This window comes from Psychrobacter sp. SHUES1, from assembly GCF_001652315.1.
Lineage (GTDB): Bacteria > Pseudomonadota > Gammaproteobacteria > Pseudomonadales > Moraxellaceae > Psychrobacter > Psychrobacter faecalis.
Genome location: NZ_LXWA01000042.1, coordinates 104,229 through 124,201 on the forward strand (window position 1 = coordinate 104,229; position 19,973 = coordinate 124,201).

At 44.6% G+C, this 19,973-nt stretch carries 9 protein-coding genes and 1 pseudogene; 3 read left to right on the plus strand and 7 right to left on the minus strand.

The genetic code is table 11. The annotated features are described in order from the left end of the window. Positions 1-157 precede the first annotated feature (157 nt). Positions 158-1,567 (minus strand): ABC1 kinase family protein, encoded by a 1,410-nt coding sequence (locus tag A7325_RS05450; protein ID WP_068405401.1) that lies wholly within the window; start codon positions 1,565-1,567, stop codon positions 158-160. A 394-nt stretch (positions 1,568-1,961) separates the two neighbouring features. After that, a complete protein-coding gene (gene purD / locus A7325_RS05455) occupies positions 1,962-3,296 on the minus strand; it encodes a phosphoribosylamine--glycine ligase (RefSeq protein WP_068405404.1) in 1,335 nt (444 codons plus the stop codon). A gap of 377 nt (positions 3,297-3,673) precedes the next feature. On the opposite strand from purD, the gene A7325_RS05460 reads away from it, so the two are divergent. Continuing rightward, complete coding sequence (locus A7325_RS05460; RefSeq protein WP_068405339.1) at positions 3,674-8,482, plus strand: NAD-glutamate dehydrogenase; 4,809 nt, start codon at positions 3,674-3,676, stop codon at positions 8,480-8,482. Between the two features lie 126 nt (positions 8,483-8,608). Here A7325_RS05460 and A7325_RS05465 read toward each other — a convergent pair whose 3' ends face one another. From A7325_RS05465 to A7325_RS05475, 3 genes and pseudogenes are all read right to left on the minus strand, one after another. Further along, the gene (locus tag A7325_RS05465) at positions 8,609-9,676 is read right to left on the minus strand and encodes a WG repeat-containing protein (protein ID WP_068405342.1); all 1,068 of its coding nucleotides are present in this window, start codon (positions 9,674-9,676) and stop codon (positions 8,609-8,611) included. A 30-nt stretch (positions 9,677-9,706) separates the two neighbouring features. After that, on the minus strand, positions 9,707-13,714 hold the full coding sequence (locus A7325_RS05470) for an AAA family ATPase (RefSeq protein WP_068405345.1): 4,008 nt from the start codon (positions 13,712-13,714) through the stop codon (positions 9,707-9,709). A 187-nt stretch (positions 13,715-13,901) separates the two neighbouring features. Continuing rightward, a pseudogene (locus A7325_RS05475) lies at positions 13,902-15,311 on the minus strand (exonuclease SbcCD subunit D C-terminal domain-containing protein); the annotation flags it as partial. 396 nt (positions 15,312-15,707) lie between these two features. Here A7325_RS05475 and A7325_RS05480 point away from each other — a divergent pair. Both A7325_RS05480 and A7325_RS05485 read left to right on the plus strand, forming a co-directional pair. Further along, on the plus strand, positions 15,708-16,154 hold the full coding sequence (locus A7325_RS05480) for a hypothetical protein (RefSeq protein ID WP_068405351.1): 447 nt from the start codon (positions 15,708-15,710) through the stop codon (positions 16,152-16,154). Between the two features lies 1 nt (position 16,155). Further along, complete coding sequence (locus A7325_RS05485) at positions 16,156-16,602, plus strand: hypothetical protein (RefSeq protein ID WP_068405354.1); 447 nt, start codon at positions 16,156-16,158, stop codon at positions 16,600-16,602. Positions 16,603-16,954: 352 nt separating this feature from the next. On the opposite strand, the gene cysG is transcribed toward A7325_RS05485, so the two are convergent. Further along, complete coding sequence (gene cysG, locus A7325_RS05490) at positions 16,955-18,565, minus strand: siroheme synthase CysG (RefSeq protein ID WP_068405357.1); 1,611 nt, start codon at positions 18,563-18,565, stop codon at positions 16,955-16,957. A gap of 259 nt (positions 18,566-18,824) precedes the next feature. Further along, positions 18,825-19,775, minus strand: a complete 951-nt coding sequence (locus A7325_RS05495; protein WP_068405407.1) for an acyltransferase — start codon at positions 19,773-19,775, stop codon at positions 18,825-18,827. Positions 19,776-19,973: the final 198 nt, after the last annotated feature.

The window sequence follows — 19,973 nt, forward strand, 5'->3', positions numbered from 1 at the left end:
TCATAATCAAAATTACCGAATAAAAAATTAAGGACAAAGAGTATGAAACAAAAATGTATTATCAAGAAGATAATTACATAAAATAGCCTAAGCAAATAAAAACAAACCAAAAAAGACCGCCACAAAAGGCGGTCCAAAAAATATCAACCTTCCTATATCACAAAAAAGGCTTCACCAATTTATTAGAATCGGTATAAGCATCTAATACCGTCAAAAAGGTATAGGCACCGATAAATTTTCTACTGATAAACATAAACTCTTTAGGCGGCAGGTTAAACTCAAAGGACTGCATCGCTTGAGTGGCGTTATTTGAGAGGCGAGTATGCAACTTACTGTTCGCCCAGATATAACGCTGCTGTTCATCTAAGCAATTTTTGGGAATATCAGGGTTTAAAGTAGGGTCACTAAAGGGTTCTGTTGCTAATAAAAACAATGAAGCGATATCTGAGCGTACTTTATCGCTCATGCTATCAAAAAAATCATAACCGGTCATGGCGCGTTTCATTGCTTGATGGTCATGATGATAGCCAGCTCGTAATAGCCCGTGAGCAATGGTTAGTAAGTTATCATCGAATTGGCGAATGGCACCAAAATCTAGCAATACCAGCTTATCGATTTCGTTTTCATCAGCAGCGACACGAACGAGGTAATTACCAAAATTGGGATCCGTTTGCATCTCGCCCCATACAAAAATCTCTTGCATCATGATTTCGATAGCCGCTTGACCGATTGCGTTGCGGCGCTCATGTGACAATAACTGTAGCGCTTCCGAGACCACCGTAATGCCTGGCTCATAAGACATGCATAATAAGCGTTTGGTTGAGTAAGTACGATTGATTTTAGGTACGATATAACGTGGGTCGCCCAGTAAGCGCTCATAAAAACGCTCTGTGGTCGCTGCTTCCGCTTCGTAGTCAACCTCATGATGGAGGAGGTCGCGTATCTCTTCAAACCACGCATCGAGGGCGCGTGTTTGCGGTACGATATTACTGACTTTTAATAAACGCTTAAATAAAGCCAAGTCAGAATTGATGGCATCGGCCACACCGGGATATTGGATTTTTAACACCACTTGCTCGCCCGTTGCCAATACCGTTGCGCGATGAACTTGGGCGAGGGAAGCGGTACCAATAGGAACGGGATCAACTTCTAGCTCATTTAACTTCGCGCCCAATAATTGGCGTAATGTGACCTCGATTTTTGGCCATGCTAAGGTGGCGGTATCGTCATTGAGCGTTTGCAGGGCGCGTGTGATTTCAGGCGGTAATATATGTTCGCCATAAATTGCTAGCATTTGACCAATTTTTACCACTGACCCTTTTAATTTACCTAGCTCTTCTGCTAGATAGTGCGCCTGTTCTTCCATAAAAATTTGGTTGCGCGCCGTACGTGCTTCTTTATTCAAAAACATACCAGACACACTATTACCTGCCCAACGACGACCGATATTTAAGGAAGTTTTCGCAATAGACATCCGACGCTCAAACCCTGAGGTCTTCAGGTTGTCGATAGATTGCTTATTATTAGACGGTTTATTATTAGAGGGTCTAGAGGTATCATTTGCCATAAATATAATCATTCATCCGGTTGCTATTGATGTGCGGGCGTAAACCGACAATACAAGGAGATGCGACGTACTGGTACAAAATTGTATCATATAACGGGCGGTAGATTGAGATGCCCATGCTTAGCATGAACCGTTACTTTGTAAATTAACGTATGCTTATTAAAAGTAAATCTATGAATTGCTATGTTACATGCTACGACCGAGCATTAAAGCGCTCAAAATCAAGCGCCACAATAAATAGCCTTATTCTAACACTAAGCCGCCAAAGATAATTTTTAAAATACGCTCATAAAAAATGAGCAAACGAAAAATCCGACCTAGCATTACACTAGATCGGATTGCCATAAAAACAATATAAGAAAAATGATATAAGTTTTAAATTGGCTTAACCATATTAAACGTTTTCACGAGCAATCGCCTGGTGTCCGATATCACGGCGATAATGAGCGCCATCAAAACTAATCGCGCCTGTCACGGTCAATGCGGCTTGCTGTGCACCAGAAATGCTATCAGCCAATGCCGTCACGCACAATACGCGCCCGCCATTGGTCACGACTTCTTTCTCATCACTATCATCACTAAGCGTATCGTCATTAGAGAAAGCCGTGCCAGCATGGAAAACTTTGACTGACTTTTGATTGTCATTATCCAACTCTGGCAAACCGGTAATCATATCACCTTTAGATGAGGTTTCAGGATAGCCTTTTGAAGCAACGACAATGCCAAGAGCAGGGCGCTCATCCCAATTGGCAGTGCTTGGTAATTTACCTTCTAACCCTCGTGCTACCAAGTCAACCATTGATGATTGTAAACGCATCAAAATCGGCTGCGTTTCTGGGTCACCAAAACGGCAGTTAAACTCAATCACATACGGGTCGCCCGCCTCATCAATCATTAGCCCAGCATATAAAAAGCCGGTATAAGGATGGCCGGCGGCTTTCAAGGCATCAACAACAGGTTGGATAACTTGCGCCATTACCTTATCGTGAACGTCTTGGGTGACCACTGGCGCAGGAGAGTAAGCACCCATACCGCCAGTATTTGGTCCAGTGTCGCCTTCAAAAGCACGTTTATGGTCTTGGCTGGTTGCCATCGGTAAGATGTTGTCACCATCTACCATGCAAATAAAGCTGGCTTCTTCCCCTTGCAAGTATTGCTCGATAACCACACGGCTACCAGCATCACCAAATTTATTGTCCGCAAGCATATCGTCAATCGCTTCGTGCGCCTGCTCGATGGTTTCGGCGACGATAACGCCTTTACCTGCAGCAAGGCCGTCGGCTTTGATCACAATCGGTGCGCCCTGCTCATCGATATAGGATTTGGCAGCAGTAGCGTCCGTAAAGCCTTGATAGGCTGCGGTTGGAATATTGTTTTGTTCCATAAACTCTTTGGCAAAGGTTTTTGAGCCTTCAAGCTGCGCACAATAAGCGGTTGGCCCCCATGCTTTGATACCGGCTGCGCGGCAAGCATCAACGATACCGGTTACCAACGGCGCTTCTGGACCGACAATCACCATATCAATGGCATTATTTTGGCAGAATTCGATGACCGCACTGTGTTCGTCAGCATCGGCTGTATCTTCTAAGGTGACGTTTTGGCATTTGGGCTCAAGGGCGGTGCCAGCATTACCGGGAGCGACATAGATGTTTTGTACCTTGTCGTCTTTTGCACACTGCCATGCAAGTGCGTGTTCGCGACCACCTGAGCCAATCACCAAAATATTCATCATACGTCTGCCCTTAGCATCAAAATTCATTGTGAGTTGTTTGTGAGTTAGTTTTTTGGGAGTTAATAGCGAGCCAGAAAAATCTGCTGCAATATACTGCGGTATTCTAACAAAAAAACGCCATGATTGTCATGAGTATCCACCTGCCAGCAAGTTTTAGATGAGGTTAGGGTGTTATCGTCTTAATTATTAAAGACTCTCTCATTAACTGTCTCATTATCAAAGGTTATCGACATATTGCTGATTCATGAAATGATGTTGTACGCTTTTGCTAGACGCCGCAGTGCGTTACACTTTGATAGGTTGGCACTAGTAGATACCAATGATTGGTTATTGAAAAAACGAGAACGACAAACCTATAACAAAGGACAATGGATATGCCTCACAACTTAAATATCGCAAAAGAGCGGATCAGCCAGATAAGCGATATTGCCACCAGTTATGTACAAAAAGACAAATCGCTATTTGACCATTTTATTCATAGCTATTATCAGACGCTGCATCAAGAAGTGGCGAAAGATATCAGTAATATGGATTTGGCTGGTATGGCGCTGCATCATTTCACCTTGCTCAAAGCTTATGACGGCAGTCAGCCGCAGCTTGCTATTTTAAACCCCATCGCAGAAGAGCAGCATTTTCATAGCTCGCATACGGTTATTCAAATAGTCGCTTACGACAGACCATTTTTGGTCGATACCATTTTAATGAGCTTGGAAGCAGAAGGTATCGACGTCCACCGTACCTATAATATTATTATCGGGGTCGAGCGCGATGAAAATGGCGATATCACTCATGTCGAAAGTGCTCATGAAAGCGACACCTCAAAAATGTCTTTGATTCATTGCGAAATTGCTTATCAAAACAATGACGAGTTGGCGGCATTAAAGCAAATGCTGCTGGCAAAAATCGATACCCTTGATATCGTCGTTGATGACTGGCAGCAGATACGCGGCAAGCTGACCGATATAAAAGCGGAGCTGGCTGGTCAAAATCTACCCGAAGTGTATTATTCGCCGCAAGAAATTCAAGCGTTTTTGGATTGGGTATTAGATGAGCATTTTATCTTTTTAGGCTATCGCGAGTACCGCTTAGAAAATGATGACAATTTAGACTTATTTGCCATTGGTAATAGTGGGCTTGGCCTGTTGCGCGGCGGTAGTGAGGATACGTTATCAAAAAGCTTTGATGAGTTGCCTCATAATCTAAAAAAACTATTAACCGAGCCACGCGTATTGATGTTGTCTAAATCAAGCCGTGTATCACCTGTCCATCGTCCGGTATACATGGACTTTTTAGGCATTCATAAGTTTGATGACCATGGCAAGCTGATTGGCGAATATCGCTTTATTGGTCTCTTTACCGCGCAAGCCTATCAGCTAAGCGTACAACAGATTCCGCTGCTGCGTGAAAAAGCCAATAAAATCATGGCGATGGCGGATTTGCCACGTGACGGTCATGCGTATCATAAAATGATGCATGTGATTAACTCTTTACCGCGTGATGATTTGTTTCAAGCCAGCGTTGAAGAGTTATATCCTATCGTCTCTGGTATTAGCCAATTGCAAGATAAAAAAAGCTTGCGCTTATTTAGCCGAGTCGATCATTATCAGCGCTTTGTATCCTGCTTGGTCTATATTCCACGTGATAAATTCAATACCGAGCTGCGTATTAAAGTACAAAACGTCTTAAAAGACGCTTACGGCGGTACGTCATCTGGCTTTACCACGGAATTTAACGAATCAGAACACGCCCGCGTCCACGTTCATGTGCGTACGATACCCGGTCAAGTGAATGACGTGGATACGGCGGCGCTACAAGATAAGCTGTCGGCTCTCATGCAATCATGGCGCGATAATTATCAAAAAATGCTGCTCGATAATGTCGGCGAGCAGCAAGCAAATGCCTTAATGCGCCGCTTCTTAAGCTATATTCCTGCAGCCTATCAAGAACGCTTTGATGCGCGGACGGCGGTCGAAGACACCAAGCGTCTGGCGAGTTTAAATGACGAGCAGCCAATGATTTGGCATTTATATCAGTCAACGGGCGGCGCCAGCAATCAGCTGCACCTAAAACTATATGGTCGCCAAAATCCTGTGACTCTCTCAAAAGTCTTGCCGGTGCTAGAAAACTTTGGTGTATCGGTCATTTCTGCCCAAACCTATGAGTTCGATTTGCCAGAGCAGCCGATTTGGATGCAAGAGTATGAGCTGGTATTGGAACATGTTGACACCATCGATATGCAAGTGGTACGCGCGCAGTTTGAAGACAGTCTTAAACAAATATGGGCAGGGCGCGTTGAGAGTGATTCCTTTAATGAGCTGGTATTAACCACCAAACTCGATACGTATGATGTGGTGGTACTGCGTGCCTTATCACGTTATATGATGCAAGCAAAAGCGCCGTTCTCTAGTGCTTATATTCAGCAAACCGTGGTAAAAAATAGTGCCATTAGCATTGCCTTAAGCGAGCTATTCGATGCGCGCATGAATCCTAAATACAGTGAAGAGGAGCGCGCCAGCAAAACCAGTCAAACTCGAGAGCAAATCAACAGCGCCTTAGCGGGCGTCAGTAGTTTAGATGAAGATCGTATTCTGCGTTGGTATTTAGATTTGATTAATGCCATGGTGCGTACCAACTTCTATCAAAGAGAAGCGGATGGTCAACGTAAAGACCGTTTATCGTTTAAGTTTTTGGCGGCAGATATTCCAAACTTACCCAAACCTAAGCCAATGTTTGAGATATTTGTTTATTCACCACGTGTTGAAGCGGTGCATTTACGCGGCGGTAAAGTCGCTCGCGGCGGCCTGCGCTGGTCGGACCGTATGGAAGATTTCCGTACCGAAGTACTTGGTCTAGTCAAAGCGCAAATGGTCAAAAACGCGGTGATTGTCCCGGTTGGCTCCAAAGGCGGTTTTATCGTCAAGACCAAAACCATGGCTGATGGCTGTGAAGCCTTCCAAGCAGAAGGGATTGCCTGTTATCAAGCGTTCCTGCGCGGTATGCTTGACGTTACTGATAATATTGTTGATGGTCAAATTGTCCCGCCAGCCAACACCGTACGTCATGATGAGGACGACCCGTATTTAGTGGTTGCCGCCGATAAAGGTACCGCTACTTTCTCAGATATTGCCAATGCCTTATCAAGCGAGTATAACTTCTGGCTTGACGATGCCTTTGCTTCAGGCGGCTCGGTTGGCTATGACCATAAAGCCATGGGTATCACCGCGCGCGGTGGTTGGGAATCGGTCAAGCGCCACTTCCGTATGCGTGGTATGGATATCCAAAACCGTGATGACTTTACCGTTGTTGGTATCGGTGATATGAGCGGCGACGTTTTTGGTAACGGCATGCTCAGATCCACACACACCAAGCTGGTCGCAGCCTTTAACCATTTGCACATCTTTATCGATCCAAACCCTGATACTGAAGCTTCTTATGTCGAGCGTGAGCGTCTATTTAATCTGCCGCGCTCAACGTGGGACGACTATGAAAAATCGCTCATTAGCCAAGGTGGCGGCGTTTTCTCACGTCAAGATAAAACCATTGCCATCAGTCCTGAGATGAAAGCATTATTTGAGATCAGTGAAGACAGCCTTGCGCCCAACGAGCTAATCAGCGCGCTGCTAAAATCGCCAGTTGATTTGATTTGGAATGGCGGTATCGGTACTTACGTGAAAAGCGCCAATGAAAGTCATGCCGATGTTGGTGACCGCGCCAATGATGCCGTGCGCGTCAACGGTGGTGAGCTGAGAACGGCAGTTGTTGGCGAAGGCGGTAACTTAGGCTTTACCCAGCAAGGGCGTATCGAATACGCACAAACGGGTGGGCGCATTTATACCGATGCCATTGACAACTCAGGCGGCGTCAACTGCTCAGATCATGAAGTCAATATTAAGATTTTACTGGGTAAAGTGGTCGAGCAAGGCGATATGACGCTCAAGCAGCGTAATGAGCTGTTAGAGTCTATGACCGATACGGTCGCTGAATTGGTACTGCGCCAAAATTATCTACAACCGCAGGCGCTTGAGCTCAGCCATCTACGTGCCGCGGCAAATTTAAGTGACCATCAACGCTTTATTCAAATGTTAGAAAGTGAAGGTCGTCTTGACCGTGCCATCGAATATCTGCCATCCGATGAGGAAATCGCCAAACGCCAAAAAGCGGGTACAGGTCTCACCAATCCTGAGCTGGCAGTGGTCATGGCTTACGGCAAAATGTGGGTGTACGATAATTTGCTGGCGTCAGATTTGCCTGATGCGCCGTACTTCGTCAATGAGCTGCGTCAATACTTCCCCGATGAGCTGGCAGCAAACTTCTTTGATGAGATGAAAGAACATCGCCTGCACCGTGAAATCATCAGTACTTATTTGACCAATAGCATCGTCAACCGTTTGGGTATCGAAGCCTTATTCCGTTTATTTGAGGAAACGGGGCAAACGCTTGCTACGATTGCGCGCGGCTATGCAATTGCTCGTGATGTCTTCCATGTATCCAAAGCTTGGGAAAAACTTGAGTCACTAGACAACCAAGTCGATGCCACCTTGCTACTCGAGCTTGAGCTGCGTTTGCGTGATGCGCTTGAAAATGGCGTAGTGTGGTTTATCAATGCCTTTGGGCAGGACTTGCAAGTTGCCGATATGATCGAGCGCTTTGAAGACAGTGTCGAAAAATTAACCAAAGCAGGCGGTTTTATCGAGCAGCAGTTCTCAGAGTATTTGCAAGAAGACATCACAAGCTTAATGGAAAACGAGCTGTTTGCGGATGATGCGGCGATGTTTGCGATGTTGCCTTACCATGTCGATGCGCTAGATGCCGCGCTGCTGGCTGAGCAGTACGAGCGCCCAGTCGATGAGATTGCCACTTTATACTTTGAGGCCTATCACGTTTTGCAGCTAGATTGGATGATGGACAATATCGCCACCTTACCGCAGCAAGACCACTGGGATCGCCGTGCACGTCACGCCCTTGTCAACGAAGTTTCGCGCAGTCTGCGTATGCTGATGGATACTTTATTAAAGCAGCCTAATGCCAAACAAGCCTTTAATGACTGGAAATCGCGTCACGAAAGTCAGCTTGAGTCCATCACCGCTGAGATGCAAAAAATTGATGGCAATGATGAAAGCGCTATGAGTTTATCCACCCTATCTGTGCTCATGAGCGAGCTGAGTGGTTTGGTAAGTAAATAATAAGCTAAAAAATAAGCCAGATAGCAAATTACAGAAAATCCAGACTATATGTTTATAGAAAAAAATCACCGTTATGAGTTAACGGTGATTTTTTGTTTTTCAATAATAAAAAGAAAACTAAAAAGGCTAATTTAAGGTTATAAGGGTATTTAAACGGCGCATTTTGCCGTCTTTTTCAACCCAGACTTTCTCACCATCGTCACGATAACTAGCAAATTGTGGTTTTAGTATCACACTGCCTTTATCATTTATAATGCCAAACTTGCCCGCTTGCTTATAAGTATAAAGCTGATGGTATAGCAGCTTTCTGATGGGGGCGTCTGATGCGAGGATTAACTTACCATTGGCATCGATAATCTGCGCGCTAACAATCTCGTCTTGGATATCTTCGCTCATGCCTGTAGCGGTGCTACCATCGACTAACGTACTGCGCAAAAATAGCGGCGGCTTAGCAGAAGTATTAAACGCTTCGATATGTTGATGGGCGGCAAACGGAATAATAACGTCATTGTTTTGGTCAATGAGTGCGGTCTCGTCGTTTAAGCTCACTTGCAAATATAAAAGCTGACCTGTACAAGCATTTAACGGATGAATCGCCTCATAATTTGGCATGATTGCCCAGTAGCCTTTATCATCAAGCAGTCCTATGCGCCCTTGATTGCTAGTTATTTTAAAATAATCTTGGTCATGATCAGAATCGTAGTGCGCATGCTCGATAGGTGCCGTAGTTAGTGGAAAAATCCAATCACCATGGCGATTGATAATACCTTGTCTGGTTGTCGCATCTGATGATTTGACGCTGACAATAAAGCTGGTTGCGATATCCGGCTCGGTTTGAATAGCGTCATATTCAAAAGGGACAATAATCTTGCCAGCAGCATTGATAACGCCGTATTTACCATCCTGCTTAGCAAGCACATAGCTGTCCATCACGATATAAGCATCGGACAGATTATCCATGACGATCTGACCACTTAGGTCTTGCAGCTGCTGCGCCCCGTCAGCTTGTTCGATCAACTTGCCAGCAAACGGCTTAATATTTTCAATACGCTCAAAGTAGCTACTGGGTAAAGTTCCGGCGCAATTAATCGTCGCCTGCGCAGACGTCAAACTTAAAGTAAAAGCAGTAATGGTAAATATAAAAGCAATAAGCAAACGCGCATTAATATAAATAATTTTAAATAGAGTATGCATAAATGTGCCACCTTAAAATTACTTTAGCCATTAACTGGCAATATGATAACAGCCTGGTCCAGTGATTTTACTAAAGCCACCTGAGAGCTTAGTGACTTGAATTTGGGTCAAAATACGCTCTTTTAGCGCCTGCACATGTGAGATGACGCCAATCAATTTGCCTTCTTGCTGTAAGCTGGTCAAGGTATCGAGGGCGATATCCAGTGATTCCTCATCAAGGGTGCCAAAGCCTTCGTCCAAAAATAACGAGTCGACACGAATATTATGACTGGCCATCTGCGACAGCCCAAGCGCTAATGCCAAGCTTATAATGAAGCCTTCACCGCCAGAGAGATTTTTAGTGCTGCGCATCTCACCACCTTGATAGTTGTCAATGACATTGAGTTCGAGCGGATTATTGTCGTCACGCGCCAGCAAATAGCGATCGCTCATTTTATGCAGCTGGGCATTGGCATGGGTCACCATGATATCAAAGGTCAAACCTTGGGCAAAGGTACGATACTTTTTGCCACTGCTTGAGCCTATCAGTTCATTGAGCTGTCGCCAAACTTGCAAGGTGTCTTTTTGCTGAGCAATGGCTTGGCGCTGCGCCTGCTGGTTGCCTTTTTTCTCTTCATTGTCTTTGAGCTGTTGGCTCATGGCGCCGATTGCCTCAATCAAGCGCTGCAACTCATTGTGCGCCAGTTGCTGCTGTTCGACCAGTGTTTCTATATCTTCATTGGTCAAAGGGTTGGCTTTTTTCTCCGCCAGTGCTTGCAGGGTTTGAGTCAATAAGGATTGCGCTTGCTTGAGCGTATCGTTTATTTGCTGCTGCTGCTCGGTTAAGTGATGACGCTCGGCAGCTGGCAGGCGCGCGCGCATGAATTCTGCTTCATCGCTAAAGTCGGAGCTGGCAAGCGCGGTTTTGAAGATATCCTCTTGCGTCGTCAGAGCAGTGCTAGCGCTCGTTAATTGCTCGGCAAGCAGCTGCTGCTGTCGTTGTAATTGATTGAGGGTAAGCTCAGCACTATCTAACTGCCGCTGCGCTGCTGCTTGTTCGCTATGCGCCTGTTCAAGGGCAGTGCGTAACCTTGCTTCTTCTGCATCAGGATTAATATTAATATTGCTATTATCATTATCAGTGTTTGGCACATTACCTGAAAAAATATTGTCTGCAAAAATATCGCGCCGCTCAGCCGTTAATTGCGCCAGCATCTCAGATTTCGCAGTAATTGTCTGCAGCAAATCATCAAGCTCAGTCTTTTGTTTATCCAACTGGGCTTGCTTGGTTTCGATTTGTACGGTAATGCTGCCAATCGCAGTGATTAGGTTTTGTTGGGCATTTTTATAAGCAGTAAACTGCTGCTTTAATTGCACCAAACTACTACGCTGCTGACGCAGCGTATCAAGATGAACCTCGTAGTCAGCTTTACTTAGCACAACTTGCTGGTCAATACTCGCCAGCAGCGGCTGTAAAGCAGCAGGTTTGGTGGCGGCATCTAGCTCATACTTGCCCGCAAGATATTTATTTAATATCGCTAATATAGCGTCTTTAAGCTGTGTTAATTCGGCAAAATTCGTCGAGATTTTTTTCTCGATAGCATCCAAAGCCAGCGCGCTTATTTGACTATTACTCTTAATCTCATAAATATCATTGGCAAGCTGATACTGCTGCTTTTCAAACGTCTCAATGGTTTTGCTTGTTTTAGCAAGCTCATCACTTAACGCTTCATGTTGTGTAAGCGTGTCTTTTAAAGACTGCTTGCGCTCGCTAAGTTGGTCTTTAATCGTATCTAGCAATAACAAACCATCTTTTATTAAGCGCTCTTTTATCAAGGCGGAATCGGTTGAATCATCAGCTCGCTTAGTCAGCAAATCCATATATGCGTCAATTTGGCCAAGCTGAGTCATGCTTGCGGTCACAGCGTTAGAATAGGTCTTAGCCAAAAGCGGCTGTATTAAGTCATTGCTGTCCGCGCCCAGTTTTTTCATCTGCTCATAGAGTGGGATTTTTTGCTCGTGCAAATGCTTAATCTGATTTTGTGTGGTGGCATATTCAATACGCTGCTTGGAGATGGTTTGTTCTAGCGCATTGATCGTCGTATCCAGCTCGCTTATTTGCTGCTGCGTTTGAGCCACTTCGGCTGGCTCTTTGTTCAATACAGGATGATGGGCGCCGTAAGGATGTTCACGCGCACCGCAAAGCGGGCAAGGATCGCCCTCTTTTAGTTGGGTAATATAATGCTCTAAACTGGCAACCTGTTGCCACGAATCGAGCAGCTTTTGCTTATCTTGACGGCGATCTTTGGCGTCTGCCATAAGCGCTTCGTTGTCAGTAATGCTCGCCGCCAGTTTGGTCAAGGCATCATTAATGGTCGGCAGGGCAGTGTTTATCTTATTGATTTGGATAGCAAGCGCTTCAATGTGCTGTACTTTAAAGCTCACTTGCTCTATCTGGCTGTGCGTGTGCTCAATCTGCTCCTGCTCATCACGTATAGCAGCCAATGACTGCGTTTGGGTTAATGCTGCCTGCTTTTTTTGCAAAGCGGCTAGCGCTTCACGCGCCTTGGCAATCAAAGCGTTGGTCGCATCTTGCTGCTGCTGACATTGATCAAGATTGGTTTGATATTGGCTTGATTGCTGATGATGAGCAATTTTTTCGTTTGCCAAAGTGGCATTGTCTTGCAGCAGCGCTTTTAGGCGGCTGCCATGGCTATCAAAATTTGCTGCATCGGTATCTATATCGTGCAAAGCGGCGGTGTCAATCAAATATTTTTCTATCGTTGCTAGCTGGGCTTTGTCCTGATTGAATTGGACGGTATGATTTTCTATTTCTTGGCGTAAGCCTTGGGTATTGGTCGCTAGGCGTTGTTTTCTTTGCTGCTGATCATCTAACGCCTGCATTTGCTGGGCGATTGCGGCATCTAGCTTACGAGCGTGAGCAATTTTTGGTAAGGTGGTTTGCAGCTTATCATAGGCGTTCTGCGTATCAGTGTCAGCTGCTTTTAGCGCATTCACCGCGTGCGCAAGGCGCTCTTCTTGCTGCGGTAGCTGATGATTTAGCTGCTGCTGCTCATCTTGCAAGCGTTTAACGTCATTACGATTATGGGCAAGTTGGCTGTATTGGCTGTCAATCTCCAAGGCTTTATTGGCGGCGTTAAGACGCTTAGCGTCAGGAGCGAAATCTGCCTGCGCTTGCTTGGCAACCGTAACCTCGTTTTGATGATTATCGACGTTTTTTTCTAATTCTGCCACCGTATCGAGCCAATTGATTTGCGTTTGCAGACGTTGATACTGTTGTTGCTGCTGGGTTTGCGCAGTTTGATGCGAGGTTAATTTTTCCTTAATCAGCGCTTCTTCATCGGCGTCTAACAAAGTTAAACCATCCAAGCCAAACTGTAGTTTATTTAAAATTTCTTCTTCCGCGCGTTTTTTTTCAAAGACATGGGTCGATATCGTCGCGTAGATATCTGTACCCGTGATTTTTTCTAAGATATCGGCGCGCTCATCGGCCTTAGCCTTTAAAAACGCGGAAAAACTCCCTTGCGCCAGTAAGATTGAACGCGTGAACTGCTGAAAATCCATTCGTGTCAGCTCAACGATTTTTTCTTTGGTGCGTGAGAGTTTGCTTTCTAGTATTTCATCGCCTTTAAGCTTGTCATCTTTGCTATCGGCATTATTGTGATGGTTAGTTTTAGGCTTTACCAAAGCGATTTCGTGGGTGGCATCTTGCAAGTTACCATCCGCCTTGCCATAAGCGCGGCGCTGTCCCCAGCGGCAGCGATATTGCGTGCCATTTAAATCAATGACCACTTCCGCGAAACACTCTGCCGTTTGCCGCGTCATGACCTCGTTGCTACTTTTACTGATGTTATTAATTCGCGGCGTCTCACCATATAGCGCCAGACAAATCGCATCCAAAATCGTGGTCTTGCCAGCGCCAGTCTGCCCAGTAATGGCAAATATACCTTCATTGATAAACGCGGAATCAGCGAAATCGATATGCCATTCGCCCTTTAAAGAGTTTAAGTTTTTGAGTCGCAGTTCGATTAGGCGCATGTGTCGGTCTTTGTCGTTTGAATGGATGGTTGTGATTGGGCTTTGGAACTTATGTTTTGATGCCGCGCTCAGTGCTCATTTATTCAGCTTGAGCGTCATCATGGTAGATATTATGGAGTATCTGCTCATAGGCGCTACGTAATGAGGCTTTTTGCGTACCGGCAATGCCGTTGATTTCTAAGCATTTATCAAACACATCAAGCTCATTTAAATCTTGTAAGGTTTCAGAAGATTGCTGCTGATTGAGGACTTTATTATAGTTACGCGGATTCTTTGTTAGTAACACTTCACAATTTAAGCCTTCTATCATGGCGTTTACTTCTTCACGCAGCTCATTGACGATTTCGTCACCGTCATAAATCACTTCTAGCCAAATAGACTCTGAGGGCTTTAATGATTTTATCGTAGCAGCGATGGTCGTCAAATCGCCTGTTATTTGTGCCAATTTTTGAAAGCAAGGAATCGGCAGCGAGATTACCTGCATTTGCCGTGACTCATCATGATGCAGTCGTTGGGAAGTTAAATCAGACATTGTAAAAGTGGAATCAGGCTGTACCGCCTTTGACTGAGTAAAGGACGTTTCATCGACGTTAATTGCGGCGCTTTCTTCTTGCTCAACAAAGCCAAATAAATCATCCATAAATTCAGGCGTCTGAATGGCTGCTTTTTTCGCGACTTTTTCAACCTTACTTGTAGTATTGGCAGGCTGAAGAATAGTACTTTCATCAGATAAAGATTTTTCTACTTCGCCAAACTCTACCAACAACACTTGTTTTTGCTGCTTTGCTTCGCCAAAACCCATGGCGATAGGCGAGCCTGAATAGCGGATATGCTCACAGCCGCCGACGCGTTGCGGTACGTGCAAATGCCCCAGTGCCACATAATCAAAGCACTCATCAAACATATCAGCGGAGATTTGACCGAGCGAGCCAACATAAAGATCGCGCACGCCATCATCTTCTGTAGTTTTACTACCTGCGGCGAATAAATGTCCCGTCGCAATAATAGGAATATGGCGCTGATGAGCGTCGCTTAAATGCTCCTGTCTTGCTTTGGCAATGCTAGCCACTTCATCATAATGCGCTCGAATACCCTTGATAACATTGGCGTCTTTGCTATCCGCTGACTCGCCAGCATGGCTACCACGCACATCGCGGTCGCGCAGATAGGGCACAGCGGCGATAATACAATGCGGTGTGCCATCTACCGCGTCTAAAATCAACACCTCATCGTTTAAATCGTCACAAGCAGTACCGATGACATGGACATTTAGAAACTTTAAGACTTGACTGGGGGCATCTAAAAAAGTCGGGGAGTCGTGGTTGCCCGCAACGATGACAATATGCTCGCAGCACAATTTTGACACTTTACCTAAAAACTCATAATACAGCGCTTGGGCTCTGTTACTTGGCGTCATGGTGTCAAAGATATCGCCAGCTACGATAAGTACGTCCACTTTTTGCGCGCTAATGGTCTCTTGTAGCCAACTTAAAAAGGCTTCAAATTCCTCATAACGCATGCGCCCATAAAGTCTGCGTCCCAAATGCCAGTCGGAGGTATGAAGAATAGTAAGCGGTTTAATAGCAAATGCAGGCATAAGTGAACTTAATAATGGTTAGAAGACTGCGATTATTCTAGCAAGAATTGCTGTGGTTTGCTGTGCTTATAACCTTATGGTTGATTCACTGTGAAAAAGACGGAAAGACTTATTCAGCATTGATGAGTAAATTCAACTTTGGTCAGTAAAATGCTCATCAAATGCAAGAAATGGGTATCGGTGATGTCATAAGAGTAAGAGTTAAAAAAGTTTAGCGGTCTATTATTAGTAGTTCCATTATAGCAGTCTGTTTTAAGTGGTCTATTAATAGGTTTGAAGGGTGAAATAGCTGGTTCCCTTGGGGTATACTCCACTAAAACCAGCGCAAATATACTTCTTTTATCCAATGTTATTTGCCATAACGTCTGTTAAGGTTGCTTAATAAAGGAAATAAATATGTACATGATGCAAATTGGTGGTCATTCAGGTAGCAATCAAGCTGGTAAAATAATACGTCCCTACCATGTTCTACTGAACAAAATATTTTATCAAAAACAGGACGAGAGTGATTATTTCAAAACCTTGCTCTTCTTATCCATTGTTTTTAGAGTTAGTGGTAAACATCGAGACTTTGAATCAGAAGGTGCCGAATTTTTGCAAAAGTCAGACGGTCGAAATGTTTACACCATTGACTTAGCCATTCCACAAGAACGCTGGCAAAACAAAACCGATGCAGAATTACGGTCATACATTGCCAAAGGAGTCAGCTCTTGTTTTGACTTATTAAAACAAAAGGCTATAGAAGTAGGTGAAGTCATCAACGAAGATAAACTAGAACGTGATTTTGAATATGGTATGACGCAGTTTATGAGCTTGCCACTCCCTGAACTTAAAGGTAGGTAATATGAAATTGTTTAACACAGTTGAGAAGTTACTAGCTAAGCAGAGTTATCCTGTGATAGAGAAAAAACCTGAACATAGGCTTGAAGCAGAGGTTATTCTTTTAGAGTATGGTGTCAAAAAAGACAGTGGATTTTTTAAATTATATACAAAATATTTTTTAAGCGCTTTAGATCATCGTTATGGCGCAAGCGAAATAGTTGATCCTCTACCGACAAGAAGTTTCATTCCTAGAGTAAAATTCGCACATGAAGTTTGGGGAGTTCCTAAGAACTATATTCTATTCAGTACAGGCGAAGGTGAAGGAGGCTATTTGTATAACATAGAAGATGATAGTGTATGGGATTTTAATATGGGTCAGCTACAGCCACTAGCCGACGGTACATTACCGCATTGGGATAGCTTTTACGAGTTTATGATTTGGTATTTGAGCGATGAAGAAGATGCTTGATGTTCAATGATTTTTATAATAAAGCCTAACTAATTAAGTTGGATCTAATTTTTTCAACTCCTTTATTCATACCAAGATGAAGGCAAATAGAATGAAATCTTCCCTAGCTTTGAACAATCTTAGATTTTTCAACAAGTACACTGTGAAGTACACTACAGTTATCACAATAATTCAAACTCTTGATACCATTAGCCCACAGCCCAAGTTTTGAGTCCTCACTAGGGTACCGAATTAGTTAAAGCACCTAATTGGTTCCTCGTAGGTATACCTTTAACAAACTATTATTATGTCAACGTCATAGAGGTTTTTGATGCTCTCTACAATCTCGATAGTCGCTTGACTTTAATCGCACTTAGCCAATGACTAATTGCTCCACATCACCAGCGGTTGCCAAATTAGCGACCATTGATAACGCATGCGCTTGCTGGCTAGTAGGGGATTTTGCCGCCGCTGCCTTGCCACCGCGTAACCAATTGTCATCGGTATCAGCAGCATTTTCGTTGTTTTGCTCATTGTCTACATGATACCAGGCCAGATCATGATGCAGTCCAACCACATCTCCCATAATCAGCAGAGCAGGCGTGGGTAGCTGGTTTTGTTCTTGCAACTCAACAATATTGGCAAGCGTGCCAGTCAATACTTGCTGATTGGGCATACTGGCATTAGAGACAATGGCGATTGGGGTATCGCTACTACGTCCAGCATCAATCAAACCTGTCGTCAAACGTGCCAGTGAATGCAGCCCCATATAAAACACCACAGTTTCGTCGGTATTTAAAAAGCTTTTAAAGTTACTGTTTGGCGTGCCAGCCTTCAAAAACCCCGTGACAAAACGTACCGACTGCGAGTGATCGCGGTGTGTGAGCGGAATACCAGCATAACTGGCAGCGGCATTGGCAGCGGTAATACCGGGTACGACCTGATAAGGGACGCCATGCGCACGCAAGCTTTCAATCTCTTCACCGCCGCGTCCAAAGATGAAAGGATCGCCGCCTTTTAAACGCACCACACGGCGACCATCTTTTGCGCTATTGATTAATAGCTCATTGATGCCAAGCTGAGCGACGGCATGGTTGCTACGTTTTTTACCGACAAATACTTTGTCAGCATCGCGGCGGCATAAATCCAATACTTGCGGTGATACTAACGCATCATAATAGACGATATCGGCTTGCTGCATAAGACGTAGGGCTTTAAAGGTCAGCAGCTCTGGATCACCGGGGCCTGCACCGACGATATAAACTTCACCCATTGGATTTTTTACGGTGTGAGATTCTGTAGATGTATTACCTGCTGTACTTTTTTCATTGATAGCAGGTGCAGTGTTATCTAAATCCGCTTGCAGTCGCGCCGCTGCTGCATCTTCATTGCCAGCAAACATCAGCTGACTGACTTCACCTTCAAAAGTGCGCTCCCAGAACTGACGCCGTCCTGTCAGCGTTGGGATTTTGGTTTTTACCTCATCCCGAAAGTCACCAGCCAGCTTGGCCAATTTGCCATAACCTTGCGGGATTAACGTCTCTAGACGTGCGCGCAGTAAACGTGCCAGCACCGGCGCTTTGCCATTGGATGAAATGCCAATCACAATTGGATTACGATCGACGATGGCTGGGAAAATAAAGTCGCATAAATGCGGCGTATCAACGACGTTGACGGGAATATTCAGCTCGCTGGCATCAGCATGAATTTGATGATTGAGCGCTTCATCATCCGTTGCGGCGATAATAACGCGTGCGCCAGTCATATAAGCTTTATTGTAGTTTTCATAAATCAGTTCGTGCTTGGCTTTGTCCTTAGTATGGCTGAGCAAAGCTTGTATTTCAGCACTGATAGTTGGTGCAAGAATCGTGATCGCAGCACCAGCGCGCCTGAGTAAGTCAGCTTTACGTAGCGCGACATCACCGCCACCAACGATCAGTACTTTGCGGTCTTCTAATTTAAAAAATAGCGGAAAGGTGTTCATAGCATCACCAATGATTCAGTCAATATAAAATATGTCATCATTATGCGGTATCACGCGCTACGTCTCATGCAGTGAATTGGCATTAGCATATTCGTTTTTGTCATGTTGCTGATGGTTTTTTGCTAAGATGTGGAATAGCTGGGGAATAAAAACGTAGAAACGTGGCAGAAAAAAACCACAAGCTCACTTTTAAGCTTGTGGCTGATGTGGATTCTAAGTCTTATATTTACATGGATAGTGTTTAACGTACTGCCAAAGTCTACTCAAACTCACTTAGCATCTTAGTAATGCGGGCATCTTTTTGTTGCCAAATGTCCTCGAGCCAATCAAACATCATTTCTTTAGTGGCTTCATCACGGTCATAGCCGCCATCCATAATGGCCGCAAATAACTCGTCCGGTATGGTTAAGCGCGTCACATCGACGCCCAAGCGACGAATATTACCTTTCCATAAATCATCATAGTCAGGCGCACCGTCGGGATAGACGATAGTCACGTCTAAAATCGAATCCAATTCATTGCCTAACGCATTAAGCGCCAATGACAACCCGCCAGCGCGTGGTTTTAATAAATGCTCATAAGGTGAGCCTTGCTTATCATGTTTTTCTTTAGTAAAGCGCGTGCCTTCTAAATAGTTTAATAACGCGAAAGGTTTGTTTTTTAATTGACGACAGGCGCGCTTTGCTTCTTCGATATCCTTACCTTTGAGGGCAGGATTTTTGGCAATCGCTTCTTTAGAGTGACGACGCATCATTGGGAAGTCTAAAAAGTAAAAGGCTTGACCGATAACGGGAATATAAATCAAATTAAACTTGGTGAAAAACCTTGTTAGAGGCAGGGTGTCTTGGCTGATATATTGCACGATACTGGTATCGACCCACGACTGATGGTTACTGACCAAGAGGTACTGCTTGTCCTCGCTTAGACCATCGGGCAGGTTGATGCGCCAGTCTTTATGAGGTAGGGCGTGGTCGATAACGGCATTATTAGTATTAATCCAATACTTAGTAATTGCAATTAAGGCATCATCAGTCAGTTTTGACCCAGTCAATACTTTCGCCGCGCCCATAGTCCAGACCGGTAGACCAACCAACGCACTATTGGCGGTGAGGACGCCAGTACCCGTCAAAAAAGAGGCAGCCTTGCCGACAGCTGGCAATTTATCATGCAGTTTTTCATAGAATGAATCGATTTTTTTTATTAAAGGCATATCAAATATCCGTATTGATGAGTGTGGCAAAGCCATGATCGAGCTTGATGATAAAAAGGCGCACAGGTAGCCGCAACGACGGGCAGCTTCGTCCATAGTTTAGCGTTAAAAGAGTGGCTTAACGTTTAATGTGAGGTTGCGCCAGCTTTGAAGCCATAGAATACCTTAATGTTAGCCGATAAAACGTTAAGAAAACGT

Bases quoted from the DNA above. Each gene is read 5' to 3' on its own strand.
- A7325_RS05450 (WP_068405401.1), bottom strand. From the start codon at position 1,567: ATGGCAAATGATACCTCTAGACCCTCTAATAATAAACCGTCTAATAAT.
- purD (WP_068405404.1), bottom strand. From the start codon at position 3,296: ATGAATATTTTGGTGATTGGCTCAGGTGGTCGCGAACACGCACTTGCA.
- A7325_RS05460 (WP_068405339.1), top strand. From the start codon at position 3,674: ATGCCTCACAACTTAAATATCGCAAAAGAGCGGATCAGCCAGATAAGC.
- A7325_RS05465 (WP_068405342.1), bottom strand. From the start codon at position 9,676: ATGCATACTCTATTTAAAATTATTTATATTAATGCGCGTTTGCTTATT.
- A7325_RS05470 (WP_068405345.1), bottom strand. From the start codon at position 13,714: ATGCGCCTAATCGAACTGCGACTCAAAAACTTAAACTCTTTAAAGGGC.
- A7325_RS05480 (WP_068405351.1), top strand. From the start codon at position 15,708: ATGTACATGATGCAAATTGGTGGTCATTCAGGTAGCAATCAAGCTGGT.
- A7325_RS05485 (WP_068405354.1), top strand. From the start codon at position 16,156: ATGAAATTGTTTAACACAGTTGAGAAGTTACTAGCTAAGCAGAGTTAT.
- cysG (WP_068405357.1), bottom strand. From the start codon at position 18,565: ATGAACACCTTTCCGCTATTTTTTAAATTAGAAGACCGCAAAGTACTG.
- A7325_RS05495 (WP_068405407.1), bottom strand. From the start codon at position 19,775: ATGCCTTTAATAAAAAAAATCGATTCATTCTATGAAAAACTGCATGAT.